Genomic DNA, 26,167 nt, shown 5'->3' with positions numbered 1-26,167 from the left:
CGTGCGCGGCGGCGCCAACCCGATCTCGGTGTACGGCAACACGGTCGTCCTCTCCGACGGACCGGCCGAGGGCATTCTGGTCGCCCAGATCGCGACCGGGTTCGGCATCTCCGTCGGCACCGCCCACGCCTACACGACAGCCGTCGTCGGCCTGCTTGCCGACCGCTCTCCTGGCCTGCTGCGTGCCCTGCGCGAGGCGGACCCGGACTACGTCTTGCTCGACGGCACCCTGGCAGAGTGCGACCGGGTCGGCGACGGCCGGGCCGACTTCTCCCACAAGCACCGCCGACACGGAGTAAACGTGTAGATGGTGACCGACCCGGTCGGGCGGCTGCTGTGGATCTTGCCGACTATGCCCGGCTACGCGACTCTGGAGCGGCAATACTGAAAGAGCTCATTGACTCAGCCGCCGCTCTTGCGCCGGAACGACCGCTGGCTCGCAGCCGGGTTGTTCGCCCTACGGACCTTCGACGCCTCGACGTTCGCAGCGAGGTCAGCGGCGTCCGCCTGCGCACTGCGCTTGCGCGCCAGGGCCTCCCGGAACTTGCGTTTCAGGTCGTAGTGGCCGTCGCTATCGGGCACCAGAGCGGACGTCTCGGGGTCGGTCGGCTCCGAACCTTCTTTGCATGCAGACTCTGCGGTCATGGCGACCTCCTGGGGTCGGGCAGTGGGAAGTACAGCTTGTCATGCCGAGCGCACCACGAGGGCGTTCATCTCGTAGGTGTATGCACCGAAGGGTTTCGGGCCGGGCTGGAGGTTTTCCGTTCCGGGGTCGGAAGTTTTCGACTATCAGGGCGACGGCTCTCAGCCGCCGCGACGCTGCGCTTGCCGAATACCTCGTCCGTGCAGGTCACGCGGCATGTCTGTATTCGTGGAGGATGCCGCCAAGGCGGTCGTGGCGTCGTATGTCGCGGTGGCATAACTTGTCCGGACCGTCGATTGGTGTGGGCAGTGGGTGTAGCGGTCGGGCGTTCGCGATGCCCTGATGCGGTCGATGGGAGTTGTTGAACTCCTCGAACTCCCGTAGGGCGTGGAGGAGGTGTCGCTGGTTCCAGATCAAGGTCCGGTCCAGGAGCTCGTGTTCCTCAAGATCCATGACCAGGTTCTTCGCCGCCTGTGTGACCCAGGATGCGGTCGGGTGTGCGGTGCCGCCCAGGACCCGGATGCGGCGACCGCTGTGTTCGATCACCACGAGTACGTACATCCGCGCGCCGGACAAGGTGACCGCATCAAAGAAGTCACAGGCCAGGAGGGCGTCGGCTTGGAAGCGCAGGAAGTCGGCCCACGTGCTGGAGCTCCGGTCGGGCGCCGGATCGACGCCGGCATCCTGCAGGATCCTCCAGACGGTCGAGGCGGCCACCTTCACCCCCAGCACGAGCAACTCGCCGTGCAGCCGTCTGTACCCCCACTGCGGATTCTCCCTCGCCAGACGCAGCACCAGAATCCGGATTGACCGCGCCGTACGAGGTCGACCGGGTCGCTTGGGACGCGATAAGGCGGCATGACGGCGCCTGACGAAGTCGCGATGCCAGCGCAGCACCGTGTCAGGACGCACGAGCAGCCGCACACGCCGCAGAACCGGCAACGGCAGCCGGTGCAGCAGCGCCGCCAGGAACGCCCGATCGCTCGGCGTGAACCGTACTCGATCACCACCGAGTTGGCGCTCGAGCACTGTGACCTGATGGCGGAGGGCCAGGATCTCCGCATCCTTGCCCCGGTCGCCCATCGGCAGCAGACGCAGCATCGCGAACGCGTTGGTCACTCCCAGGTAGGCCAGTCGCAGCAGCACGGTCGATCATCATGACGCGTCGACTACCCGCTACGCGAGAGCGCCGACTCAAGCGACGAGGCCGACCACCGCCAGCCCGGGTGCAGGCCTCCGACCAGGACGGATGACATTCTCGGCGCGCAGGGTCAGACACCCGGGATTGCGGTGAGCGGGCGGATGGCTTCACGGACGCAGCCGCGAAGCCATCGTGAGGAGGGGTCGTCGTTGACGCGACGGTGCCAACGCAGTTCGACGTCGGCGGTGGGCAGGTCGACAGGAACCTCGTGATGGCGCAGGGGGACCCCTCGCTCGACCAGGTGGGCGGTCGGCACGCGCGGCATGAGACAGATGACGTCCTGCTCAAGAGCCATAAGAGCACCCACGGCATAGGTGGGCACCACCGCCACGACGTGACGGGAACGCCCGATCCGCTCCAGGGCGTCATCGAGGGGACCTCGGGCAAGGCCGCGTCGCGAGGCCGAGACATGGGGCAAGCGGCACAGGTCATCGAGGGTCAGTCGCGTTGCCCGGCCCAGCTCGGAGTTGGCGGCGACGGCGGCGACGAAATGGTCGGTGAACAATGTCGAGGCGTGGATGTCGGGCGGCGGCGGGCCCGCGACCGTGACATCGAGGTCGATCGAGCCGTCCCGCAGCAGGTCGGGTTCCTTGGAGTCTTGGCGGACGAACCGCAGGCGGACCTCGGGCGCCTCGTCGGCGATCCGGCGGGTGAGGCGCGGGGCGAGGACCGGAACGAGGCCGTCGTTGAGGCGGATGGAGAAGGTGCGCCGCCAGGAGCGCGGATCGCTGCCGGCGGGCTCGGTCCGCAGCCGATCGGCGGTTTCGAGCAGTGCTTTGACCGTGACAGCCGAGCGTTGGGCGAACGGTGTGGGAACCAGGCCGCGGCCCGCCCGAACCAGGATGGGGTCGTTCATCACGCGCCGAAGCCGGCTCAGCGCCCGGCTGGTCGCCGGTGCGGACAGGCGCAGGCGCACGGCGGCCTCCTTGACGCTGCCGGTGTCCAACAGCGCGTCGAACACGCGCAGCAGATTGAGATCCAGCTCCTCCGCCACGGCCCTCCCCATTCGTGCGTCTGGCGCAAGTACTCCGTACTAATAATGCACTGGGAATGATGCCCGAGCTGACCAATACTGGGTTCGGGGGAGTCCTTCACCGACAAAACAGGAGTTCAGTCATGCCCAGGATCGTGCGACCGAGCGCCTACGGCTCACCCGACGTGCTCACCGTGGTCGAGGCGCCCATCCCGTACGCGGCCGCCGACGGCGTGGTGGTCGAGGTCCGCGCCGCGGGGGTCAATCCGATCGACTGGAAGCTCTACAGCGGGACTTTCCACGCCGTGGACGACGACCAGAAGGACGCCGCCGGGATCGCCGCCTCGATGCCCTCGATCGGTCTGGAGTGCGCGGGCGTCGTCACCGAGGTTGGTGCGGACGTGACCGGTGTCCGCCCCGGCGACGAGGTCATCGGGTATCCGGTGACGGCCGCCTACGCCGACTACGTCACGGCCCCGGCTACCTCGATCGTCGCGAAGCCGGCCGGGCTCGGGTGGGCTGAGGCCGGGTCGCTGATGCTGACCGGCACCACCGCGGTCCATGCGCTGCACACCGCCGGTGTGGCTGCCGGCGACACCGTGCTCGTCCACGGCGGGGCAGGCGGGGTCGGCCTGATGGGCGTGCAGCTGGCCGCCGCCGCGGGGGCGACGGTGATCGCCACCGCCGCCGAACGCAACCACGCATTGCTGCGTGAACTCGGCGGCACGCCCGTCGCCTACGGTCCTGGGCTCGCCGACCGGGTGCGCGCCGTGGCGCCGCAGGGCGTCAATGCCGCGGTCGACTTCGCCGGTAGCGACGAGGCGCTCGACGTCTCGCTGGAGCTGGTGGCCGACCGCACCCGCATCGCCTCGATCACCGGGTCGCCGCGCCGCGCCGCGGCCGGCATCAAGCTGCTCGGTTACGGACCCGGCCAGGACGCGGGCACCGAGATCCGCGCCGCCGCCCGGGGCAGTCTCGTCGACAGCGCTGGATCCGGCGCGCTGCGCGTCATCGTCGACAGGACCTTCCCGCTCACCGAAGCTGCGAAGGCCCACGAGGTCGGCATCGCCGGGCACGCTCCCGGCAAGCTCGTGCTGATCCCTTGATCAGCACACCGGTCGGCACGAAAGGACAGCGAGACGATGAGTGGACAGGAACCGGGCGGCGGGTTGTCACGGGTCGACGTCGTCGATGTGGCGGTGGTGGGCGCGGGGCCGGTGGGCCTGACACTGGCGGCGCTGCTGGGGCAGGCCGGTCGCTCCGTGGTGGTGCTGGAGCGTTACCCCAGGCTCTACGGCCTGCCGCGCGCCGCCAGCCTCGACGGCGAGAGCCTCCGGCTGCTCGCCGGACTTGGCCTGATCGAGGAGCTGTGGCCCACCCTGCATGTGCACAAGGCCTACCAGTGGAGCAACGCCGCGGGCGAGATTCTTCTCAACATGGAGAGCCGGCTTGTCGGCGACAGCGGCTGGCCCGACATGATCACGTTCCATCAGCCCGTCCTCGAGCGGGCACTGCATGCGCAGTGTGCTTCGTTACCGACGGTCGAGGTCCGGCTCGGTGCCGTCGTGACCAGCCTCGACCAGACCAAGGAGGGGGTACAGCTCGGCACGGCTGAGGGCGGGACGGTGCGGGCGCGCTACGTCGTGGGCTGCGACGGCGGCAACAGCTTTGTGCGGGCGACGCTCGGCATCGACCAGGACGATCTCGACTTCGCCGAGCCGTGGCTGGTGTGCGACTTCAAACTCCGGCGTCCCGCCGAAGAACTGGGGCTGCCCTCGGCCCTACAGATCGGTGATCCCGATGAGCCCACCACGATCATCACCACCGGCGCCGGACACCAGCGGTTCTGCTTCATGCTCGACGAGGCCGACGTAGGTCGGGAGTTCTCCGACGGGGAGACGTGGCGGAGGCTGAAGCGGTACCTGACCCCGGCCGATGCCGACCTCGTGCGCGTCGCGACCTACACGTTCCGGTCCCTGATCGCACAACGCTGGCGCGACCGGCGTGTCCTACTCGCCGGCGACGCCGCCCACCAGATGCCGCCATTCCTCGGGCAGGGCATGTGTTCAGGAATGCGGGACGCGGCGAACCTCGCGTTCAAACTGGACCTGGTGCTGGCCGACGTGCGTGAACCCGACGTGCTGGACACCTATCAGAGCGAGCGCGAACCGCATGTCCGCACCATCACCGCGACCAGCATGGAGCTCGGGCGTCAGCACACCCTGACCGACCACGAGCTCGCCCGCCAACGCGACGACGCCCTGCGTGCGCGTCGCGACTCCCGCCAAGAGCCCGAGCGAATCCGACTTCCCGACCTCGGTCCCGGCTTGCACGGTCCCGGCGGCGGCAGCCGCTCGGTGCAGGGCCAGGTCGACGACGGTCAGCAAGTCGGGCTACTGGACCAGGTCGTCGGCGGTGGCTTCCGGCTGCTGGTGCTCGAGGGCAGCCTCCCCGGCATCGACGTCCCGGCCCTGCGCGCCGTCGGCGTCACGGTGATCGTGATCGGCGAGCTCGCCGGGAACGGCGTCGTGGCCGATCTGGACGGCACCCTGCACCACTGGTTCGACCAGCTCGGCGCCGCCGCGATCGCCGAGCGCCCCGACCACTACGTCCTGGCCGCCGGGCCCGATGCGAACGACGTCGCGCACGAGCTCCTGGGCGTCACCCTCAGCGGCGCGGCAACTCTCTGCAACGATCCGTACCGCACCGTAGTGCCCCATCCGGGGTCGTACGCAGCCGTACCATCCCTCTGACTGCCTGGGGCAACGTCGCGCCGATTCGGCCTCTGCGGATCTCTCCCCGCGTGTGTCCCGCGACATTCTGGCCGCATGTCGATTCAGGTGCCCGAAGACCTTGAGGCCCGCCTGCGCCAGCTGGCGGCGGCCCAGGGCATCACCGTGGACGAGCTGGTCACCAAAGAACTATCCAAACTCGTCGTGTCACGCCCCGTCCGCACCCTCCGGGGCAGAGGCGTGCTACACACCGGTAGCAGCGCGCCCTACGCCCGCGATCTCAAGGCCTACATGCGTGGGGAAGCAGACGACGCGTGAAGCTGATCGTCGACGCAGGTCCCGTCTTCGCCTATCTATCCGCGGACGACCCTGACCACGCCAGGTCCGCGGCCCTGCTGGAGAGCTTCGAGGGCGAACTCGTGATCCCCCAGCTCGTCCTGGCGGAGGTCTCGTATTTCATCAACACCCGGGTCAAGCGCGCCGTTGGCGCCAAGAAGGCCGCCGAAGCCTAGCTCGCCCTCATCGAGGGCATCACCGCAGGCGCCTTTCGAGTCGAACCGGTCGAAGACCAGGACTGGCCCCGGATCGCCGAGCTCGTCGGCCGTTACCACGACTTCCCCCTCGGTATCACCGACGCCTCCGTCATGACCGCGGCGGAGCGCCTGGACACCCGCAGCCCTCGACTCCCGCCCTGGTGGGAAGGGGTGCGCACGGTGTACCGGAGGTCGACCGGCGAAGTCACCAGAACAGGCGCCGGTGCCAGGTCAGCAGCGTGCCCGGGGTGACCAGCCGATAGCGGCGCAAGACGGAGGGAAGGCGCCATGCAAGACCGGAGAGCACGGCACGATCAGCCCACGAAAAGCTCGGCCGCTCGACCTGCCGGCGAAGTACAGCGACCTCATGACGAAGCACGAGGATCTCAGCATTGTTCGCGGCGGTCGATCGGCCCAGCAAGAGCAAGCAGCCCAGTAGTCGACAGAAAATCAAGTAGAGCAGTCGCAGACCCACAATCATTGATCATGCCCACACGCAGGCGATCGCAAAGCCCCAGGTCAACCACCGTACGACAATAAAGACACCCTTCAGGGGTCCGGTGCCGCGGTCGGCTCGTGCGCGGCCTGTCGGGCACAGTAGGAAGCCTGATGGCAGGGAGGGAATGCCCAGGTCAATAGAGCATTTGGCTGGGGCCCATCAATGGCGTTTATGGTGCGGCCGCGCACGGCCACGGGCAGGCACCTTCGGGGCTCTCAACGGCTTTCAGGGCCGCTCAGGGGCAGATACCGACGGATGCCCGCGTCACGAGGTCCCGTAGCCAGCAGTCCGCCGGGTCCTCGTCATGGCTCGCGTCCCACCACAGGTGCTCCTCCAGCGGATCGAGCGCTACGGGACAGTCGAGACTCAGCAGCCCTTCCGTCCGCGGAAGTTGTCACGATGGTAGGGCACCACCCAGGGCTGCCGGGCCAGAACCGCCACGGAGAAGGACCCGGCGGCGGCCAGGGGATGCCCCTCGGCGACCAGACACACCCAGCGGTCCCGGAACAGCGGCCGCGACGCCACACGGGGTTTGCGGAAGTGGCCGAGCGGTGGGGACACCACGCCGTCGACGAGGCGGATGACGCCGTCGGCGTCCCGGCCGAGCGTAGCCGTTCCGCCGCGGCGCAGACCGTCTCCACCTGCCCGGAGAGCTGTGTGGCCAGCGGAGTCAGTACGTACGCGCCCTGCACAAGCACCAGCAGTTCATCGCCGAAGTGCCGCCGCAGCCGCGACAGCGAGGCGCTGACAGCCGACTGGGTAACGCCCAGGTGTCTGGCCGCGCGGGTGACATTGCGCTCACGGAACAGTGCACGCAGGGTCACCAACAGATTGACGTCGAGGTTCGCGAGGTGCGACCCCTGGCGCGGTCGATCGGTCATGATGGGCCGGAGGCTGCTGCGCCCCGGCCGCTTCGGCAAGGGATGTTTCCACTGGCCGGAAGAGCACGTCGACGCCCCTCATCACTGTGCGGTGAGCTTGGCGCGCAACCCCAGGATCAGCAGTTCCAGCGTGGTCTCGAAGCTGCGGTCCATGGGTCGGTCCCTGCCGGAGTCCCAGCGGACCAGGAACGCGTTGTTCTCCAGCAGACCAAGATTACGGGTCAGGGCCGGGAAGGTATTCGGGCTCACCGTCCGTAGCTGGGCCGCGTATTCCTTCTGCCAGCCCTCCTCCACGTCCGCCGGCACGCTGGAGAGCTCAAGGGTGACCCAGCCGAGTACGAAGCCGACCACCGCGTTGTACGCCTCGACCAGTTCCCGCCCCGAGAAGCCGGCTCGCTCCAGCACGCCCACCACGCGCTCCACGAACGGGACCGCGGTGGTGCTCACCACCAACTGGGAGCCCAGGATCGGGGCGAGGTTGGGGTGCCGGTGCATGGCCTGGCGACACAGCCGGGCGACCTCGGTCAGCCACTCATCCCAGGCCATGCCGCGGTCGGCGGGGAGCACGATGTCCTCCAGCACCCGTGCCGAGACGGCCGCCACGAGCTGTGCCTTGGTGCCGGTGTGCCAGTACAGCGCCGTGGGGTAGACCCCCATTTCCTTGGCGAGCGCCCGCATGGTGAGCGCGTCCAGGCCGTGCAGGTCCACATAGTGCAGAGCCGCGTCGATCACCTCCGCGCGCGACAGCGGGTTGCGGGCCGCCTGCCTTCCCCGGCGACGGCCGCTGCTCTCGCCCATTCGGTGTCCCTCTCTCCACGGTTGCTGCGAACGGAGACACGTTAGCCCGCGGGCTCAGGTCAGGCGCACAGCAGGCGGGCCGGGTTCGCCGTCGTGATGTGTTCGAACTCGCCCGCGTCGAGGCCGGCCGCCAGCAGCTCCTCGCGGAATCGGGTGTGGACGAACCCGTACCCTCCCCCACCGTGGGCGCGGAGCTGCGAGACCAGGCATACGTCGTGGGAGAGCAGGATGCTGTCGATGTACCCGGCCCCCACCAGATCCAGCACCATCCGTACACGACGGCGCACCTCGCCGGTGTGGGGGGTGTTGATCGTGTCGATGCCGACGTACGCGCCGCGGCGGGCGATCTGTTCGGCATAGCCGGGGGCGGTCACCGTGTCGCAGTGGCCGATGGCGACGCGCGCCGGGTCGGCTCCCTCGGAGGTGAGCAGGTCCAGCTGCGGCAGGCCGACCGGCCAGCGGGCCGCGTGGGTGTGAATGGCCGCTCCGGTCGCCCGCTGAGCGCGGGCGGCCGCGCGCAGCGAACGTTCCTCGGCCGTGGAGATGTACCACTTGTCGCAGCCCACCTCGCCGATGATCCCGGCACGGACTCCCCCGGTGCCGGGGAAGCCTTCGGTGAGGTCGCGGACGATCTCCTCGGCGATGGCGTCGGCTCCGTGACGGTCGAACCAGTCCCGGTCCAGGAACGGGTCGCGATAGTGCCCTGCGCCAAGCACCACGTGCAGTCCTGTGGCTTCGGCGACCTTTTGTACGGCGAGGACATTGGCCGGGTCCCGGCTGGCACCGGGCGGGGACGGAGCAGCCCCGGCGTCCGGGGCGGCGCCGGGGGTCAGCTCGGCGGTGGTCAGGTCGACGACGGTGCCGCCGCCCAGGGCGGTGAAGACGGTCAGCTCCTCCGTGACGGTGGCCTCGTCGGCGATGAGCCCATCGCCGCGCCGCTCCCGCATCAGGTTGATGAACAGGTGTTCGTGGGACAGGACCTTGCCCAGTTCCTGGCGGGCCACCAGGCCGCGGGCGGTGGATACCGTGCTTGTCATGCGGTCCTTCCGGGGAGGGTGAGGAGGCGGGCGGGGGTGGTCCGGGTGATCCTGGCGATGTCCTCGGGACTGATGCCGCGCGCCAGCATCAGCGGCAGTACGCGGCGCAGGATGTGGGCGTAGCCTTCGCCGCCGTAGCGGGTCAGCTGGGTGCGGCGGCAGACGTCCTCGGCGATGGTGATCCGGTCGCCGTGTCCGGCCGCGATGAGCGCGGCGATGTGGCGGACCCGCATGCCGTCGTTCGGCAGATCGACCGTGGGATCCGGCGGGTAGTAGCTGGACTCGGTCCCGAAGAGGTCGAATTCGAGTATGCAGCCGGTGGCGGCGAGAGCGAACATCTCATCGGGCTCGAAGAGGGTGCGGTCCACATGGCACAGGACGGTTCGCGTGGGGTCCGCGCCCGCTTCAACGGCGTGGCGCAGATGCAGCAGTGGGGCCTCGGGGTGCCGTCCGGGATGGATCAGCAAGGCGGCACCGGTCGCCGCCTGCGCCTGGGCGGCCGCTTGGAGGACCTTGACCTCGTCCGGGTGTGCGGGCCATGACATGCCGATCTCACCGATGACACCGGCACGGATGCCGGTGTCATCGGCGCCCTGCTCGATGTCACCGGTGATCTGCCGGGTGATGGCATCGCGTGAGAGGGAGGCGACCTGGGGCGGGTGGAAGGCGGCGACGTAGTAGCCGCTGCCCATCACCACGTGGACACCGGTGCGGCGGGCGATCTCGCGCAGCCCGGCCGGGTCGCGGCCCAGGCCCACCGGAGTGGCGTCCACCACGGTGCCGCCGCCGGCCTCGCGGTAGAGAGCCAGTTCGTCGGCGGCGGTGTCCACCTCGTCCAGCACCATGTCCCGCCGGTTGTTGCGGTCCACTCGCGCGGCGAAGTAGTTGGCGGAGGTGAGGGGTTCGTCAACGCCGTCATCCGGTGCGTAGCGGCTGAGATCGGCGAGCAGGTGTTCGTGCGGCTGGACGTGGCCGAGCCGGTCGGGCGCGACCGGCCCGAGAACGGTATGGGCGACGCCGCTCATGCGCCGAGTTCCTTCTGGTGGGTTTCCCGGGTCAGCAGGACGGCCAGCGCGGTCACGACGCAGCTGCCCGCCATGAAGCAGGACACATACAGGGCGTGCGGCGCTCCGCCTCCCGCCGCCAGCAGGCTGGTCGCGGCGATCGGAGCCAGTGCGCCGCCCGCCACGGAGGCGATCTGGTAGCCCAGTGAGGCTCCGGTATAGCGCGTTCCGGTACCGAACAGCTCGGCCAGGAAGGCGCCCATCGGCCCGTACATCAGGGAGTGCAGGCCCAGCGCCAGCCCGTAGCCCAGGATGAACAGCCCGGTGGAGTGCGCGTTCACCAGCGGGAAGAGAAAGAAGGAGTTGAGGCCGAGCAGCACCGCGCCGGCGAGGTAGACCGGGCGGCGGCCCACCCGGTCGGACAGCGCGGCGGCCAGCGGCAGACAGACCAGAGAGACCGCTGAGGCGATCATGAGGCCGTTCAGGGCGGTGTCGCGGCTGTGCCCGACCTGGGTGGCGTACGAAATCACAAAGGTGATCAGCACCGAGTTGGCCGCGAATGGGCCGAACCCGATGAGCGCCGCCAGCAGTAGTTGCCTGGGCTGGGTGCGCAGCAGTTCGACGATCGGCGGGCGCGGCCGCTCGCCACGTTCACGTTTCGCGGCCAATTCGGACTGTGCGGCCTTGAAGGCCGGGGTCTCGGCCACGCCGAGGCGTATCCACAGCCCCACGGTGGCCAGGACAACGGTCATCAGGAACGGCACTCGCCAGCCCCAGGCCATGAAGGCGGACTCGGGCAGCCTGGAGGCCAGCGAGAAGACGAGGGTCGACAGGAGCAGGCCGGAGGGCGCTCCCATCTGCGCCACGCTGCTCCACAGCCCGCGCCGTCCCTTGCCGGAATGCTCGACGGTCATCAGTACCGCGCCGCCCCACTCGCCGCCGACGGCGAATCCCTGCACGAGGCGCAGCAGCACCAGGGCCGCCGGGGCCCAGATACCGATGGTGTGGTAGGTGGGCAGCAGCCCGATCAGGGTGCTTGCCACGCCCATCAGCAGGATGCTCGTCACCAGCATGCTCTTGCGGCCGAGGCGGTCGCCGAAGTGTCCGAAGAGGATGCCGCCGAGGGGGCGGGCTCCGTAGCCGACGGCCAGTGTTCCGAACGAGGCGAGAGTGCCGGCGGCCGAGCTGAGTTCGGGGAAGAAGAGCTCGTTGAACACGAGCGCGGAGGCCGTGCCGTACAGCAGGAAGTCATACCACTCCATGACACTGCCGAGGTACGCCGAGACCAGCACCCGGCGCGAGCCGGTGGACGGGACCCCCGTCTCAGGGGGCGCGGAGGAGGTTCTGTCCTGGGAGGGGGAGGTTGCCGTCATGGTGACTCCGGGAGGCATCGAAGCAGTGGGTGCGGGGGGCAGCCGCAAGACTTGTACGTTGGACAGGATTACTTGTCCCTCGTACAATGGTCAATGGTTCGACGCAGGCGTAACACCGCCACAACAACTCACCACCCCCGCCCATCCGGCCTGCCGCCGAGCCCGGCGGGAGGCGCCACGGTTACCCCGCACTGTGCCTGCTCCCTTCCTCGTCCCCGCCCGATCCAGGAGTCCAGCATGCGCCCTGCCACCTCGCCGCCCCGTACGGCTATGCAGCCCGACGGCAGTCGGCTGATCAAGTTTTCCTTCGGCGAGGATCTCCCCTTCGTCAGCCATGGCCGCGGGGTGTTCGTCTATGACAGCGAGGGGCGTAGCTACCTCGACGGGTGTTCCGGGGCGGTGACCGCGAACCTGGGCCACGCCGATCCCCAACTGCTGCGCGCCATGAGGGAGCAGGCCGAGCGGATCACCTTTGCGCACCGCGGCGCGTTTCACAGCGATGAGTCGGAGCGCTTGGCCGACCGGCTCAGCGAGATGACGGGATATCCGTACGTCTTTCTGTGCAACAGCGGGTCCGAGGCTGTGGAGACCGCGCTGCGGCTGACCCTGCAGTACTGGCGGGAGCGGGGCGAGCCCGAGCGGGCGCGGTTCGTCTCCCATGCGGTGAGCTACCACGGCGCCACCCTCGGAGGGCTGTCGCTGTCCGGCCATCCGCAGCGCCGCTGGGTCGCCGAAGCTCTGCTGCACGGGTTCAACGAACTCACTCCGCCCTATGCCTACCGGTTCGCCCAGGGCCGTGACGACGCGTCGTTCACCGCGTTCCTGACCGAGGGGGCGGCCCGCGTACTGGACTCCTACGGCTCTGCCGCGGCCGGCGTGGTGGTCGAGCCCGTCGGCGGCGCGGCCGGCGGCGCCATCACACCGCCCGAGGGCTACCTGCCCGCGCTGGCCGGTCTGTGCCGCGAGCGCGGCCTGCCGCTGATCGCCGACGAGATCATGACCGGCATGGGCCGCACCGGCACCATGCTGGCGGCGCAGCACTGGGACGTACGCCCCGACATGGTGGTCCTCGGCAAGGGGATGGGGGCCGGATACGCGCCCGTGTCGGCGGTGCTGGTCAGCGAGCACTTCATCGACACCATCGCCGCCGGGACCGCGTCGGTCACCAACGGGCACACGCATGGCGGCAACCCGCTCGGCAGCGCCGTGGCCCTGGCCGTCCTGGAGGCCATCGAGTCCCGGGATCTGGTGGCGAACGCCTCAGCGCGCGGCAAGCAGCTGCGCGCGGGCCTGGAAGAGCTGGCCGGGCGGCACGAGGTCATCGGAGAGGTCCGCGGCCTCGGTCTGCTCCAGGGATTGGAGCTGGTCAGCGACCGCGCGACCCGAAACCCCGGCGAGCCCGTCGGCTCCCTCACCCGCGCCGCCGTGCTCGCCGCCCGCGATCACGGACTGCTCGTCTACCCGGCGACCGGCGGGATCAACGACGCGGTCCTCGTCGCCCCGCCGCTGACCATCACCGCCCAGGAGACCGATCTGCTGCTCGAACTCCTCGACGCCGCCCTGACCACGCTGAGCAAGAAGGCGAGCCCCACCGCATGACGACATTGCCTGCTGGCCGTCCGCGCCCGGCCCGGGACTCCGCCGTGCTGGAGGCACTGCTCGCCGAGTACCGGGCCCGCACCCCCGGGTCGGCGACCGCCTTCCAGCGGGCCACCGCGGCGCTGCCCGGAGGCGAGACCCGGTTCGTCACCTACTTCCCGCCGTACCCGGTCATCCTTGCCGAGGGCCACGGCTCGCGGCTACTCGACGTCGACGGCATCGAGTACCTGGACCTGGTCAACAACTACACCTCACTCATCCACGGCAACGCGTACCCGCCGGCCATGACGGCCGCCGCCGCGGTACTGGCGTCAGGCGCGGTCTTCCCCAGCCCGCACGAGCTGCAGCTGGAACTCGCGGAGCTGCTCGCCGCCCGCATCGCGGCGGTGCAGCGGGTACGGTTCACCAACTCCGGGACCGAGGCGTCGGTGCTCGCCGCGCGGCTGGCCCAGCGCGCCACAGGACGCAGGCGGCTGCTGCTGTTCGACGGCGCCTACCACGGCAGCGCGCCCCCGCTGCTCGCAGACGGCCCCGAGGTCGTCACCGCCCCCTACAACGACGTCGACGCCGTACGAGAAGCGCTCACCGAGGACATCGCCGCGGTGTTCGCCGAGCCCTTCCTCGGCGCCGGTGGTGTGATCCCGGGCCGACCGGAATTCCTGCGGGGTGTTGCCGAGCTGGCCCGTGCGCGCGGGGCCCTGTTCGTCCTGGACGAGGTGCAGTCACTGCGCAATGCTGTCAGCGGCGAGCAGACCCGGCTCGGCCTGCACCCGGATCTGACGGTCATGGGCAAGGTCATCGGCGGGGGTATGCCGATCGGCGCGATCGGCGGAAGCGAGGAGCTGCTGCGACTGACCGCGGCGACCACCGACGGCAGCCTCGCGCACTCCGGCACCTTCAACGGCCACCTCACCGCCGCAGCCGCCGGTACCGTCACCCTCCGGCATCTCGACGCCCCCGCGATCGACCGCCTGGACCAGGACGCACGCCGCCTCGCCGACGCCATCACCGCTGCCGCGGCCGGGGCCGGAATCCCGATCACGGTGACCCGCGCCGGATCCATCCTGAACGTACACTTCACGCCGACCGCGCCGGTCAACGCCGGGCAGGCCCGCGCGGCCACCGCCACCCCCCTGCTCAGCGCCCTGCACCTGGCGCTGCTCCTCGACGGGGTCTACACGACTCCGCGCGGAATGATCAATCTGTCGACCGCGCTGGACGCGGACGACCTCGATCGCGCCACACGGGCGTATGCCCACGCTTTCCAGCGGATCGCAGACGCGGAGATCCCCACACTCTCCCGGTGATCCCCGGCCCTTTCCGTGATCCGGCGACCTCCCATCGCCCACAGCCGTGCCGCACAACCCGAAAGTGCTTCCACTCCATGGAAAACACACCCGCCCCGGCCGTACCGGATCGCTCGTTTCCGTCCGGCGAAGGAGACCACCCCATGAACGAGCCGGAGATGCTGCGCGAACCGGCTCCCGACGTGCTCCGCGCCACCGCGATCGGTGACTATCTCACCTGGCTGGAGCGCGCCCGGGGTCTCGTCTTCACCGGCTACCAAGACCTGCACCGCTGGTCGGTCACGGACCTCGAAGGCTTCTGGTCGTCGATCTGGGACCACTTCGACATCCGTACGCACACCCCCTACGACCGGGTACTCGGCCGACGGGACATGCCCGGCGCCGAATGGTTTCCCGGCGCGACCCTCAACTACGCCGAACACGCCCTGCGGCCGGAAGGAACCGCGCCCGACGACGTGGCCGTGCTGGCGCGTTCGCAGACCCGCGGGCCCATGGAGCTGAGCTGGCAGCAGCTGGCCGACCAGGTCGCCCGTGCCCGGGCCGGCCTGCGCCGCCTCGGTGTCGGCAGGGGCGACCGGGTCGTCGCCTACCTGCCGAACATCCCCGAAACCCTCGTCGCGTTCCTGGCGACCGCGAGCCTGGGCGCCATCTGGGCAAGCTGCGCACCGGAATTCGGCGCCCGCGGCGTCATCGACCGGTTTTCCCAGATCGAGCCCACCATCCTTCTCGCCACGGCCGGGTATCGCTACGGCGTGAAGGACATCGACCGACGCGACGAAGTCGCCGCGATCCGCGCCGGCCTGCCTACCCTGCGCCACACCGTCCACGTACCGTACGGGCCCGGGGAACTCACCGACACGGTCGCCTGGGCGGACCTGCTCGCCACACCCGCCGACCCCGGCTTCGCCCCCGTCCCCTTGGCCCACCCGCTGTGCGTGCTGTTCTCATCCGGTACCACGGGCAAACCTAAACCGATCGTCCACGGCCACGGCGGGATCCTGCTGGAACACCTGAAAAACCACTCCCTGAGCTGGGATCTGCGCCCCGGCGACCGCATCCTGTGGTTCACCACCACCGCGTGGATGATGTGGAACTCCCTGGTCTCCGGGCTGCTGGTGGGCGCCTCCATCGTGATGATCGACGGCAACCCCCTCCACCCCGGCCTGGACTGGCAGTGGCAGTTGGCCGAGGAGACCGGCGCCACCCTTATGGGTGCCAGCCCCGGATTCCTGATGGCCTGCCGAAAAGAAGGCATGGCCCCGGCCAAGGACCACGACCTGTCCCGGCTGCGCCAGATCGGCGCCGCGGGAAGCCCCCTGCCACCCGAGGGATTCCGCTGGGTGGCCGAGCAGTTCGGCCCCGGTGTACTGCTCAACGTAGGCAGCGGCGGCACCGATGTGTGCACGGGAATCCTGCAGGGCGGCCCACTGCAGCCAGTCTGGGCAGGAGAGATCTCCGGCCCCTGTCTGGGGGTCGCCGCCACCGCCTACGACGAGCAGGCCCACGAGGTGACCGACGCGCTCGGCGAGCTGGTCATCACCCAGCCCATGCCCTCGATGCCCGTCGGCTTCTGGGGCGACACCGACGGCTCCCGCTACCGGGCCGCCTACTTCGACACCTATCCGGGTGTGTGGCGCCACGGCGACTGGGTGCGCTTCACTGCGACGGGCAGCTGCACGGTGGCCGGACGCTCCGACGCCACCCTCAACCGCGGCGGGGTGCGCCTGGGCACCGCGGAGTTCTACCGCGTCGTCGAAGAACTGCCCGAAGTCGACGACAGCCTGGTCATCCACCTGGAGGACCCCACCGGCGGCCCCGGCGAACTGCTCCTGTTCGTCGCACTGCGCAACGGCGCCGAGCTGGACGATGCCCTGCGCAAGCGGATCACGACAGCGCTGCGAGATGCTCTCTCCCCGCGGCATGTGCCCGACAGCATCACCCCCGTCCCGGTGATCCCGAGGAACCGTACCGGCAAGAAACTCGAACTCCCGGCGAAGAAGATCCTGCTGGGAGCCGCCCTGTCCGAAGTCGTCAGCCGCGACACCCTGGCCGAGCCGACATCGCTGGACGCATTCACCGCCCTGGCCGCCCAGCGCCCCGCGCACTGACGCGACAGCACCGCGACGGCCACCCGTACCGAGAGAACACACCATGGAACTCACCGCACTGGACGCCATCGATGTCCACGTCCACGTCGAACAGGACACCCACGGCTGCTACTCACTCGACAACGAGCTCATGGACGCCTCGGCGTCCTACTTCAAATCCTCTGAGAACCGCACGCCCACCCTCACCCATATCGCCGAGCACTACCGCGCCCGGCGCATGGCTGCGGTCGTGTTCACGGTCGACGCCACCGCGGCAACCGGTCATCCGGCCCTCTCCAGCGAGGAGATCGCCGACCAGGCCGCCGAACACGCCGACGTACTGATCCCCTTCGGGTCGGTCGATCCGCACGCCGGACAGGCCGCGATCAACCGTGCCCGCCGACTCGTCACCGAACACGGCGTACGTGGCTTCAAGTTCCACGCCAGCCTGCAGGCATTCCAGCCCAACGATGTCCGCCACTACCCGCTCTACGAGACTCTCGCCGAACTCGGCGTCCCCGCCCTGTTCCACACCGGGCAGACCGGCATCGGCGCCGGCCTCCCTGGCGGACGCGGCATCAAGCTGCGCTACTCCGACCCGATGCTCCTCGACGACGTCGCCGCTGACTTCCCCGACCTGACCATCGTCATGGCACACCCCTCGGTGCCCTGGCAGGATGCCGCGATCTCCATGGCCACCCACAAGGCCAACGTCCACATCGACCTGTCGGGCTGGTCACCGAAGTACTTCCCGCCCCAGCTCGTACGCGCCGCCAACAGCTTCCTCAAACACAAGGTGCTGTTCGGCTCGGACTTCCCCGTCATCACCCCCGACCGCTGGATGGCCGACTTCAGCGAGCTGGAGATCAAAAACGACGTACGGCCCTTGATCCTCAAGGAGAACGCGGCCCGGATGCTGGGGCTGAAGTAGCGGCCAGAAGCATCCCGCAACGCCGCATTCGGTTGGCCGGCAGTGCGGGAGCCGGTACATCATCCACGCAGGTGAGAGCTTGTTCAGCCATCTTCGACTTTGGCCGACGCTCACCAAGCCGTTCTGAGGCAGCATGCCGGTCGTGGTGATACGGCTGATCTACCTGCTCGCCTGCCAGACCTTCCGATGGCTTGCCCTGTTCGCTCGCTCGAGTGCAGCGAAAGACGCAGAGATCCTGATGCTCCGCCATCAACTCGCGATCGCGCGGCGGTCCCAGCCACCACCCCGCTTCTCCTGGAGCGACAGGTCCGTCATGGCGGCACTGCTCCGACTCGTCAGCAAGCAGCGGCGTACCCAGGTGGCCTTGTCGGTCACTCCGCGATCGGTCCTGCGCTGGCACTCACGGCTCATCGCCTGGAAGTGGACCTACCCGTCTCGCCGACCGGGTCGGTCACCGAAACCAGAGACGCTGCGGCAACTGGTCGTGCGGCTGGCGCGGGAGAACCCGGGATGGGGATACCGCCGCATCCACGGCGAGCTCGTCGGCCTGCGACACGATATCGCCGCCTCGACTGTCTGGTCGATCCTCAAGGATGCGCGAGAGCGGAAAGCACGGCACGATCAGCCCATGAGAGCCGCGGCCGCTCTACCTGCCGACGAAGCACAGCGACCTCATGACGAAGCGCGAGGATCTCGGCATGGTTCGCAGCGGTCGACCGGCCCAGCAAGACCAAGCAGCCCAGTAGTCGACAGAAGATCAGGTAGAGCAATCGCAGACCCACGATCACTGATCATGCCCACACTTGGACGATCACAAAGCCCAAGGTCAACTATCGTACGGCAATAAAGACACCCTCCAGGCACCCAGGACCCGGATCCGTCGGCCGGCGTGCTCGATGACGGCAAGCACGTGTATCCGTGCCCCGGACAGGGGTTCACAACCTGTGAAGCCATTTTGGAGTGCTACGGGCGATCGGGTGCCTCAGGCGAGCCAGCGCCGGACAGCGCAGCCAGCCAGAACCGGTCAACGGACTCATACAGGATCCGGCTGTTGATCTGACGCCGCAAAACCGCGTTCTCGTGTCGCAACACGAGCAACTCCGCGCCCTTCATCGCCTCGCTGCGCAGCAGTACCCGGGATGGACCGTTACCACTGCATGACAGCAACTTCACGTCGCACCGGAATGCCGAGGCTAGCCGCGGGCCTCGAGTGAGGTGAGGCCGGCCAGCAGGAGCCGCATGCCGCGGTGGAAGTGGGCGTCCCAGTCGTCCTCGTCGAGGAGCGGGAAGTGGCCTGCGAGGGTGGGGTATTCGTCGATGTGGGCGCGGAGGTGGGCGTCCACGGCCGAGCGGGTGGCCGCCTCGTCGGAGCGCTTGCGCCACACCGCTTCGGAGGAGGCGGAGCCGATCACATAGTGGGTGATGGTGGCCGCGGCGGACGACAGGTGCACCCCGTCGAAGCCGCCGGTGGTGAGCGCGGTGTAGGCGAACTCCGAGGACCGCAGGGCGTGCGGGCCCATGAGGGGGCGGGAGTTGGCCAGGGCCGCGGCCCATGGGTGGCGCAGCAGGACGGACCGCAGCCCGGTCATGAACGCCTCGATGTCGTCCTGCCAGGAGGCGCTGTGCTCGTCGGGCAGATCCAGTTCAGCGAACACCGCGTCGAGGGCCAGATCGAGGACGTCGTCCTTGGTGGCCACGTGCCAGTAGAGGCTGGTCGCATGGGCACCCAGCCGCTCCGCGAGGCGGCGCATGCTCAGTTTCTGCACGCCATCGCGGTCCAGCAGCTCAACAGCGGTGGCGATGATCCGTTCGTGTGACAGATGAGGCCGTGTGCGTGAGGTCTTCTCCGCGCGGAACCATACCGCTCCCGGTGCGTTCTCCAGCGTCTTCTTTCCCTTGTTCTCGTTCGGCTTCGCGCTCACGAGGCCGCAGCCTACCTCGTTGCCGTTTCCCGTCCGCGACTCCTACAGTGGTGGATGCATTCCTACACTGTTTGAGAACAGCAACGAGGGAGGACCATGAGCGACGAAGAAGGTCATCCGCGACGGTGGGCGATCCTGGTGGCGCTGTGTGCCGCACTCCTCGTGATCGTCATCGACAACACGGTTCTGCATGTCGCGGTGCCCGCCATCGGCGACGCCTTCGAGGCGTCGACGGGCCAGCTCCAGGCGGTGATCGACGCCTATGTCGTGGTCTTCGCCGGACTCCTCATCACGGCGGGGGTGGTTTCCGACCGGTACGGCAGGCGGCGCACCGTGGTCGCGGGGCTGCTGGTGTTCGGCGTGGCGTCGGCGCTGGCCGCGGCGGCCCCCTCGGTGGAGTGGCTGATCGCGATGCGGGCCCTGATGGGCGTGGGCGCGGCGCTGGTGATGCCCGCGACGCTCGCGGTGCTCGTCGCGGTGTTCCCCGAGAAGGAGCGTCCGCGGGCCTTCGCGGTGTGGAGCGCGGTCGCGTCCGTGGGCATGGCCGCCGGGCCCCTGCTCGGGGGTGCGCTGGTCGACGTGTGGAGCTGGGCCGGGGTCTTCCTGATCAACGTCCCCGTGGTGACGGTGGCCCTGGTGGGCATCGTCCGGCTGGTGCCCGAGACGCGGGCCGGGGACGGCCGGGGGCTGGATCTGCTCGGCACCGTCCTGGTGACGGCGGGGATGACCGGCCTGGTGTGGGCGCTGATCGAGGCCCCGGCGTACGGGTACACCTCCCCCGCGGTGCTGGGCGGGGCGCTGGTGGCGGTGGTGGCGCTCGTGGCCTTCGGCGTACGGCAGACCCGCTCCGCGGTGCCGATGGTCGATCTGCGGCTGTACCGGGACCGGAGGTTCTCCGGGGCGAGTTTCGCGGTGGCGGTGATGACGGTCGCGACGGGCAGCACGCTCTTCATCCTGAGCCAGTATCTGCAACTGGTACTGGGCTACAGCGCGTTCGAGACCGGGCTCGCGGCCATACCGCTGGCGGCGGGGGTCGTCGCGGGCTCCACGGTGGGCGGCCGGGCACCGGCCAGGTTCGGGCCGCGGGCCTGCATCGTGGCGGGATTCGCCGTCACCGCGGCTGGTTTCGCGGTGCTGGCCTCGCTGTCCGAGGGCAGCGGCTACGTGGCGGTGTCCGCCGGGCTGGCGCTGGCCGGTGTGGGCTCCGGCGTCGCGGGGCCGTCGGCCACCAGCACCGTGCTGGGCGCGGTGCCGCCGGAGCGGGCCGGTATGGGCTCCGCGCTCAACGACACCCATCAGCAGCTCGGCATCGCGCTGGGGGTGGCCGGTCTGGGCAGTCTGCTCGCCACCGCCTACCGGGGCGACCTGCCGGACGGACTGCCCGATCACGCGGTGTCCTCGCTGGGGGCGACGCTGTCGTACGCGAAGGACCACGCGGGCGGAAGTGCCCTGGCCGAGACGGCCCGTTCGGCCTTCACCGACGCCCAGTCCCTCACCATGACCATCGGGGTGGCGGCCGCCCTGGCCGGTGCTGCCGTGGCGTTCTTCGCCCTGCCGGGCCGCGCCGCCCGGTCCGCGGCTTCCGAGCCGGAGGCGGAGGAGGCGGGACAGCCGGGCTGAGCGGGGGTACGGCGTCCGGGCGCGCGGCGCCCGGACGCCACCTCGTGGGCGCCCACCGATCAGGTGTGCTCCGGCAGCGGCGGGTGCAGCAGCAGGGCCGAGGGCACCTGATCGGGGTGGGCGAACCGCAGCAACTGGTGTCCCACGCCCGCCAGGCCGGTCATCAGGCCGGGGGTCTCGCTCCTGGTCGGCGAGCCGCACACCCAGTCCCCCGCCGCGGCGGCGTCGAGCTTCTCCCCGAGCGAGCGCATCAGACGGCCGGGCCGGATCCGTCCGGTTCGCTCGGCGAGCAGGACGAGTTCGAGATTGCCGAGGTCGCCGTGGCACATGCTGTCGCTGCCCCGGCCGGTAAGCCGGTGGGCGTCGGTGTCCGCCTCGTGGCCGGGACCGTCGGGGCGCAGCGCCACCATGGCGTCGGCGGCCAGCTCCTCCTCCCGGCCGTCCGTACCGGGCCTGCCGATCAGGTCGAGCCGGGACATGCCGATGCCCGCGGCCCCGTGACACCACAGCGACCGGAACGGCGAGGGCGCCTCGCCGCGGAAGTCGGGCCAGTTGCCCTCCCCGGCGTCGAACACCTCGGTGTCATAGGCCAGTCCGCCGGCCACCGCCTCGGCGCAGCCCTCGTCGGGGGCCACGGAGGCCAGCCGGGCCAGGGCTGTCACGATCCCCGCCGTGCCATGGGCGAAACCGGTGAGCGGGCGGGCGCTGTCGATCCGGTGGTGCGGCCACGCCCGGCCCCGGCCGGTGCCGCCGGGAACGGCGCCGGTGACCAGGTGCCGGGCGGCGCGGCGGGCGAGGGCCGTCGCCCGTCCGTCGCGGTCGAGCCCGGCGTCGACCAGGGCGAGCAGCACCAGGGCGCAGCCCGCCGAGCCGCCCACGACGTCGAACTCCTTCGTGCCGCCCAGGGCCCGTTCCGCAGCGGCCAGCACCGGCTCGCGCACCGCGGCCAGATGCGGGGTTCCGCCGCGCAGCCGGTCGAGGTGGGCCAGGAAGTACAGCGGTCCCATCCAGCCGCCGAACGCGCCGATGTCGTCGTCGGTGCCGTTGCCCGCGGCGGGGCCACGAGCCGTGGCGGCGGCGCGCGTGTGGACCCGGCGTACCACCTCGTCGGCCACGTCCAGCGCCAGCGAGGTGAAGCGCCGCCGGCCGCTGATCCGGCCCAGCCGGGCGAGGAAGAGACCGATGCCGGACAGCCCGGCGTAGAGGTCCTCGCCGAGCGGGGCGAGGTCCCAGACGCCGTGGGCCACCGGCTGCGGTGCGATCCAGCCGATCCGGCCGTCCCGTACGGTCGCCAGCCGCCGTATCCGGTCCCCGATGTCCGTGGCGGCGGCGACGAGTTCGCCGGGGTCGGCGTCGCGGACCGGGGTACGGCGGCGACGGGCGGGCGGGGCCTCCAGCAGACTGACGTCGACGCCGTCGGCGAACGACCCGGCGATGACGCGCTCCTGGAACGCCCTGTCCTCGGGGCTCATGGCCCCGATGCGCCGGCGTACCGCCTGCAGGGCCGGTTCCCCGAAGAACCCGGGCACCGACCGCCCGTCGTCGAGCAGCAGCTTCCGCGACCCGGGCAGGGCCTCGAACAGCGGGATGTCGCCGCGGAGCACCGCGTCCATCTCGGCGCGTACGACGGCTTCGCCGGCCGCTCCCGCGTGGCGTCCGGCGCACAGCCGGGCCGTGCTGCGCTCCCGTTCCAGCGCGTCCCGCAGGAAGTCCGGGTGCATGCTCTCGGTGAGCACCTTGGCGTAGACGAAGCTCGCCCTGGGCAGGAAGCGCACCGGGGCGCGGGCGAAGCCCGCCACCAGGCCACCGGGGGCCAGGAGTTCCGCGCGCCGGGCGCTGATCCAGTCGTAGCCGTGGCGGAATCCCGCCAGCACGTCTGCGGTGTGGTCCGCGGGGCGGGCGTACGTGCCGTCCGGCAGCCGGGGCCGGTTCTCCGCGCCGGGCGTGCGCACGTGTTCCCACACGATGTGCACCTCGTCGGTCCCGGTGTTCTTCTCGACGGGCACCGGGACGACGGAGGGCTGGTCCGCGGCTCCGTTCAGCCCGCTGTAGTCCGCGGCGCCCGCGCCCGCCGCGGCCGCGTCGAGGACCACCTTGGCGGGCAGCAGGGCGGTGGCGCGCACCGACTCGCGCAGGGCGGCGCGGGCGGGCTCCTCGTCCCCGGCCCTGCCCGCACCGGGTTGGGCGCCGGGTTGGGCCTTTCCGGGGGCAGTGGGGTGCAGCAGCGCTTCGAGGTCGACGAGGACGGGGTGTTCACCGGCGGCGATGATGTTCTCGTGGTGGAAGTCGGTGCCGCGCAGCGCGTGGACCAGGGCCAACAGCGCGCCGGTGCGCCAGTAGAAGCCGGCCACGTCGGGGGCCGCGGCGCAGGGCCGGGCCGTCACGCACTCCGCCCAGCCGTGGTCGGCGCGGGTGAGGGTGCGCGGGGTGCGCAGGGCGTACGGGCTGTCCTCGTTGAACCGGTGGACGAGCCGGGCGAACTGCTCGTCCACCGCGAGCGAGCGCGGTTTGTAGAACACCGGCGGCGCGTCACGGAAGTCCACCCGGCACACCGAGCGGCCGCGGCGGTGGACGTCGCCGTGGCCGAAGCGGATGGCCGCCACGCCGCCCGGGCGGGTGCCGGAGAGCAGCTGGTCGCAGAGGGCGTCGAGGTCATCGCGCAGATGCCGGGCGAAGCGGATACGGTCCGCCACCCAGCCGTCGAGCAGTTCGGCCACGCACCGGGCCAGCACCGGGTACTCCGTCCACAGGCGGTGCTGTTCCTCGGGTGTGGTGAGGGAGTCGACGAAGAGGCGGTAGCGCTCCTCGCCGGTGTGCCCGGACGTCAGCCGCCCTTGGACGCGCGCCACGTTGATCTCCAGGATCATGGTGGGCTTGAGCAGCACGGCGAGCCGGTTGACGGGCACGCCCGCCCGCAGGGCTTCGTACAGCCCGTCCAGTTCCGCGGGGAGGGGGCCGAGGCGTCGCAGGGCCGTGTGCAGCCTGGCCCGGGCCTGCCGGACCAGGGGTTCGGCGACGCGCAGCAGGCCGGGCAGCGGCTCCTCGCCCGTCTGCTGAGGGGTCAGATGGGCGTGGCGCACGCGGTTCGCCCAGGCCGGGGGTCCGGGCAGCCGGGCGGTGAGCGCCTCGGGGTCCTCGCCGAGCAGCCGGTGCAGCAGTGGCGCCGTCGCCCCGACCGCGCGGAGCCCTTCGGTGAAGCGTTCCTCCGGGCCCCGGAAGGGGGCGAGCGCCCGCCAGCCCGCGAGCCGGGCAGCCGCCAGGGCCGGGTCCGCGGGATCCGGGGACGGGTGGGACGGGCCGAGGCGTTCCCGTACGGAGCAGGCCGCGGCCCAGAAGCCGGGGGCGAGGGAGGCGGTGTGCCCGCCGGGCGGACGGCTGGACGGCATGGAAAGTCCTTTCCTGCGACTCCTGCGACGGCCTCGACGCACGCGGTGGCCGCCCCCTGGGGCGGCCACCGGTGGTGTCACGGGTCCTGCGGGCGGATCAGCCGCAGCAGTCGAAGAACGGCTGAGTGGAGAGGGTCTCGGCGGCCCCGATCGCGCTGTCGTCGGGCAGGTCGGCGGTCAGGTCCACCGTTCCCGCCGGGTGCCCCGGCTCCACCGCGAGGCCCTGCCGGTAGGTGGTGTCCTTCCAAGCGGTCACCGTGCTGTTCATCGAAGTCCCCTTCCGTAAAAAATGCGTGGATACGGCGCGGTACCCGGCTCTGGGCCGGGCGCCGTGGAAACATCCCGACGCTAACCCGCACCGGTACGGAATCCCTACCTCCGCTCTATATACCCGACCGTTCCGGCTGGTGCCCGGACGATAGGAGAGCAATAGCGGTTCCAGAGTGCATTCATGGAAGCGACCGGTAGCGTCCTTCCCGAATCGAGCGCTCCCGCGGCATCCCACCGCTCTTCCCTTCTCCTCACATCAGCCCTCTGGAGGTTGCTGGTGCATGGCTGGACAGTTGCGTTCCCCCGGCTTTGACGTCCCGGAATACCGGGAATCCGGCGGCGTCGCCGTGGCGGGTTCCTTCACCCTCGACCTGTTCCGGGAAAAACTGACCGAGCATCCCTTTTCCGGTGCGTTCCTGGACCGCGTGACCTGGGCTCCCTACGGGCAATTGACGCCCTTTCTGCTGACCGCGCCGCAGGCCGGCACGGTGATCCTCCTGGTCCGCTGGGAGGACTGGTTCCGGCACGCGGACGGAGCGGACCACCAGGGTCTCTCCCCGCGTGCGGCGGTGCGGGAGTTCACCGAGCGGCTGGCGTCCTTCTGCGCCCGGCACGCCTGCCGGGTCCTGCTGGTCGTCTGCCCCTCGCCGCCGGACGGCCGCGCCGCGGGCGGGGACCCGGAGACCGCCCTGGCCGAGGAGGAGCTGGCCCGCCGCGTAGCCCGGCTGCCCGCGGTCACCGCCGCCTGGGCGGAGGGCTGGGCCGGGCATCTGGACACCGGCGAGGTCCACGACCCGTATCTGGACCAGCTGGCGCATCTGCCCTACACCGAGACGTTCCTGTCGCTGCTGGCCGACCGGGTCGCCGGGCTGCTGACGGCCGGGAACGAGCCCGCTGACCCGCCGGCGGCGGACGAGCCCGCCGAGGGGTGGGCCGGTGCGCCCGGGGCCGCGCCGGGGCCGGACCGCACCTTCCGGCGGCTGGTCGACGAGGCGGGGGATCTGCGGGCGGGGAGCGGCGGTACCGGAATCGTTCCGTTCGCCTGGCGCCCATGGCTGCCCGCGGAGACGGAGGCAGAGGCGGACGGCCGGGGGTGGGCGCGCTGCGCCCGCGTGCTGGACGCGGCCCTCGGCGATCTGGTGGCGGCCCTGCGCGCGTTCCGGCTGCGCAGCGGCCGACCGCTGATGATCACGGTGCCGCCGAGGGAGCGCGTTTCCTCACCCCTCACCAATGTCTTCGGCCACGCCGAGGATTCCCTGTGCCGGATCACCGCGGACATGGCCGATGTGACGGTCGCCTGGGCGACGTCCCGGGATTCCGGCCGCCCGGCGAACCGCGCCATGGCCCGGCAAGGATGACGAAAGGTGTCCG

The 26,167-nt window shown here is 70.4% G+C and carries 22 protein-coding genes and 3 pseudogenes; 11 read left to right on the top strand and 14 right to left on the bottom strand.

The window, feature by feature from the left end; translation table 11 throughout:
* Positions 1 to 79: 79 nt before the first annotated feature.
* Positions 80 to 304, top strand: a pseudogene (locus ACMTAK_RS42210) (transposase family protein); the annotation flags it as partial.
* 98 nt (positions 305 to 402) lie between these two features.
* On the opposite strand, the gene ACMTAK_RS42205 reads toward ACMTAK_RS42210, so the two are convergent.
* From ACMTAK_RS42205 to ACMTAK_RS42195, 3 genes are all read right to left on the bottom strand, one after another.
* Positions 403 to 645, bottom strand: coding sequence for a DUF5302 domain-containing protein (locus ACMTAK_RS42205; protein WP_413811015.1), 243 nt, complete (start codon positions 643 to 645; stop codon positions 403 to 405).
* Between the two features lie 205 nt (positions 646 to 850).
* Positions 851 to 1,789, bottom strand: coding sequence for a helix-turn-helix domain-containing protein (locus tag ACMTAK_RS42200; protein ID WP_413811014.1), 939 nt, complete (start codon positions 1,787 to 1,789; stop codon positions 851 to 853).
* A gap of 125 nt (positions 1,790 to 1,914) precedes the next feature.
* The gene (locus ACMTAK_RS42195) at positions 1,915 to 2,838 is read right to left on the bottom strand and encodes a LysR substrate-binding domain-containing protein (RefSeq protein ID WP_413811013.1); all 924 of its coding nucleotides are present in this window, start codon (positions 2,836 to 2,838) and stop codon (positions 1,915 to 1,917) included.
* A gap of 122 nt (positions 2,839 to 2,960) precedes the next feature.
* Between ACMTAK_RS42195 and ACMTAK_RS42190 the strand changes: the two genes are divergently transcribed.
* The 4 genes from ACMTAK_RS42190 to ACMTAK_RS42175 all read left to right on the top strand — a co-directional run bounded on the left by ACMTAK_RS42190 (position 2,961) and on the right by ACMTAK_RS42175 (position 6,061).
* The gene (locus tag ACMTAK_RS42190) at positions 2,961 to 3,923 is read left to right on the top strand and encodes an NADP-dependent oxidoreductase (RefSeq protein WP_413811012.1); all 963 of its coding nucleotides are present in this window, start codon (positions 2,961 to 2,963) and stop codon (positions 3,921 to 3,923) included.
* A gap of 36 nt (positions 3,924 to 3,959) precedes the next feature.
* Positions 3,960 to 5,570, top strand: a complete 1,611-nt coding sequence (locus ACMTAK_RS42185) for a bifunctional 3-(3-hydroxy-phenyl)propionate/3-hydroxycinnamic acid hydroxylase (RefSeq protein WP_413811011.1) — start codon at positions 3,960 to 3,962, stop codon at positions 5,568 to 5,570.
* 75 nt (positions 5,571 to 5,645) lie between these two features.
* Positions 5,646 to 5,867: a hypothetical protein gene (locus ACMTAK_RS42180; protein WP_413811010.1), complete on the top strand. Its 222-nt coding sequence runs from the start codon at positions 5,646 to 5,648 to the stop codon at positions 5,865 to 5,867.
* Positions 5,864 to 6,061: a PIN domain-containing protein gene (locus ACMTAK_RS42175; RefSeq protein WP_413811009.1), complete on the top strand. Its 198-nt coding sequence runs from the start codon at positions 5,864 to 5,866 to the stop codon at positions 6,059 to 6,061. Before ACMTAK_RS42180 ends, ACMTAK_RS42175 begins: the two co-directional genes overlap by 4 nt.
* A gap of 226 nt (positions 6,062 to 6,287) precedes the next feature.
* On the opposite strand, the gene ACMTAK_RS42170 is transcribed toward ACMTAK_RS42175, so the two are convergent.
* From ACMTAK_RS42170 to ACMTAK_RS42140, 7 genes and pseudogenes are all read right to left on the bottom strand, one after another.
* On the bottom strand, positions 6,288 to 6,557 hold the full coding sequence (locus ACMTAK_RS42170) for an integrase (RefSeq protein ID WP_413811008.1): 270 nt from the start codon (positions 6,555 to 6,557) through the stop codon (positions 6,288 to 6,290).
* Positions 6,558 to 6,947: 390 nt separating this feature from the next.
* Positions 6,948 to 7,145: a LysR substrate-binding domain-containing protein gene (locus tag ACMTAK_RS42165; RefSeq protein ID WP_413811007.1), complete on the bottom strand. Its 198-nt coding sequence runs from the start codon at positions 7,143 to 7,145 to the stop codon at positions 6,948 to 6,950.
* A gap of 110 nt (positions 7,146 to 7,255) precedes the next feature.
* Positions 7,256 to 7,462 (bottom strand): annotated as a pseudogene (locus ACMTAK_RS42160) (LysR family transcriptional regulator); the annotation flags it as partial.
* Positions 7,463 to 7,543: 81 nt separating this feature from the next.
* A complete protein-coding gene (locus ACMTAK_RS42155; RefSeq protein WP_413811006.1) occupies positions 7,544 to 8,260 on the bottom strand; it encodes a TetR/AcrR family transcriptional regulator in 717 nt (238 codons plus the stop codon).
* A gap of 59 nt (positions 8,261 to 8,319) precedes the next feature.
* A complete protein-coding gene (locus tag ACMTAK_RS42150; RefSeq protein WP_413811005.1) occupies positions 8,320 to 9,297 on the bottom strand; it encodes a phosphotriesterase family protein in 978 nt (325 codons plus the stop codon).
* Positions 9,294 to 10,322, bottom strand: a complete 1,029-nt coding sequence (locus ACMTAK_RS42145) for a phosphotriesterase family protein (protein WP_413811004.1) — start codon at positions 10,320 to 10,322, stop codon at positions 9,294 to 9,296. Before ACMTAK_RS42145 ends, ACMTAK_RS42150 begins: the two co-directional genes overlap by 4 nt.
* The gene (locus ACMTAK_RS42140; protein ID WP_413811003.1) at positions 10,319 to 11,674 is read right to left on the bottom strand and encodes an MFS transporter; all 1,356 of its coding nucleotides are present in this window, start codon (positions 11,672 to 11,674) and stop codon (positions 10,319 to 10,321) included. The genes ACMTAK_RS42145 and ACMTAK_RS42140 overlap by 4 nt, the downstream gene beginning before the upstream one ends.
* Before the next feature lie 237 nt (positions 11,675 to 11,911).
* Here ACMTAK_RS42140 and ACMTAK_RS42135 point away from each other — a divergent pair, with 237 nt between their 5' ends.
* From ACMTAK_RS42135 to couO, 4 genes are all read left to right on the top strand, one after another.
* Positions 11,912 to 13,273 (top strand): aminotransferase class III-fold pyridoxal phosphate-dependent enzyme, encoded by a 1,362-nt coding sequence (locus ACMTAK_RS42135; RefSeq protein WP_413811002.1) that lies wholly within the window; start codon positions 11,912 to 11,914, stop codon positions 13,271 to 13,273.
* A complete protein-coding gene (locus ACMTAK_RS42130; protein WP_413811001.1) occupies positions 13,270 to 14,580 on the top strand; it encodes an aminotransferase class III-fold pyridoxal phosphate-dependent enzyme in 1,311 nt (436 codons plus the stop codon). The genes ACMTAK_RS42135 and ACMTAK_RS42130 overlap by 4 nt, the downstream gene beginning before the upstream one ends.
* Positions 14,581 to 14,723: 143 nt before the next feature.
* A complete protein-coding gene (locus ACMTAK_RS42125) occupies positions 14,724 to 16,688 on the top strand; it encodes an acetoacetate--CoA ligase (protein ID WP_413811000.1) in 1,965 nt (654 codons plus the stop codon).
* Positions 16,689 to 16,731: 43 nt separating this feature from the next.
* Complete coding sequence (gene couO / locus ACMTAK_RS42120; RefSeq protein WP_413810999.1) at positions 16,732 to 17,598, top strand: 4-hydroxyphenyl-beta-ketoacyl-CoA hydrolase; 867 nt, start codon at positions 16,732 to 16,734, stop codon at positions 17,596 to 17,598.
* Between the two features lie 596 nt (positions 17,599 to 18,194).
* On the opposite strand, the pseudogene ACMTAK_RS42115 reads toward couO, so the two are convergent.
* Positions 18,195 to 18,380, bottom strand: a pseudogene (locus tag ACMTAK_RS42115) (integrase); the annotation flags it as partial.
* Between the two features lie 411 nt (positions 18,381 to 18,791).
* Positions 18,792 to 19,520 (bottom strand): TetR/AcrR family transcriptional regulator C-terminal domain-containing protein, encoded by a 729-nt coding sequence (locus ACMTAK_RS42110; protein WP_413810998.1) that lies wholly within the window; start codon positions 19,518 to 19,520, stop codon positions 18,792 to 18,794.
* A gap of 96 nt (positions 19,521 to 19,616) precedes the next feature.
* Here ACMTAK_RS42110 and ACMTAK_RS42105 point away from each other — a divergent pair, with 96 nt between their 5' ends.
* On the top strand, positions 19,617 to 21,140 hold the full coding sequence (locus ACMTAK_RS42105) for an MFS transporter (protein ID WP_413810997.1): 1,524 nt from the start codon (positions 19,617 to 19,619) through the stop codon (positions 21,138 to 21,140).
* Positions 21,141 to 21,199: 59 nt separating this feature from the next.
* On the opposite strand, the gene ACMTAK_RS42100 is transcribed toward ACMTAK_RS42105, so the two are convergent.
* Entirely contained in the window at positions 21,200 to 24,526 is a 3,327-nt protein-coding gene (locus ACMTAK_RS42100) for a type 2 lanthipeptide synthetase LanM family protein (protein ID WP_413810996.1), read from the bottom strand.
* A gap of 97 nt (positions 24,527 to 24,623) precedes the next feature.
* Positions 24,624 to 24,794 (bottom strand): mersacidin/lichenicidin family type 2 lantibiotic, encoded by a 171-nt coding sequence (locus ACMTAK_RS42095; RefSeq protein WP_179938161.1) that lies wholly within the window; start codon positions 24,792 to 24,794, stop codon positions 24,624 to 24,626.
* Positions 24,795 to 25,077: 283 nt separating this feature from the next.
* On the opposite strand from ACMTAK_RS42095, the gene ACMTAK_RS42090 reads away from it, so the two are divergent.
* A complete protein-coding gene (locus ACMTAK_RS42090; RefSeq protein ID WP_413810995.1) occupies positions 25,078 to 26,154 on the top strand; it encodes a hypothetical protein in 1,077 nt (358 codons plus the stop codon).
* Positions 26,155 to 26,167 lie beyond the last annotated feature (13 nt).

Origin of the sequence: Streptomyces lacaronensis (assembly GCF_047337785.1) — a bacterium.
GTDB classification, from domain to species: Bacteria; Actinomycetota; Actinomycetes; order Streptomycetales; family Streptomycetaceae; genus Streptomyces; species Streptomyces lycopersici.
The sequence above is the reverse complement of the archived record's forward strand: the minus strand, read 5'-3'. Positions and strand labels throughout refer to the sequence as shown.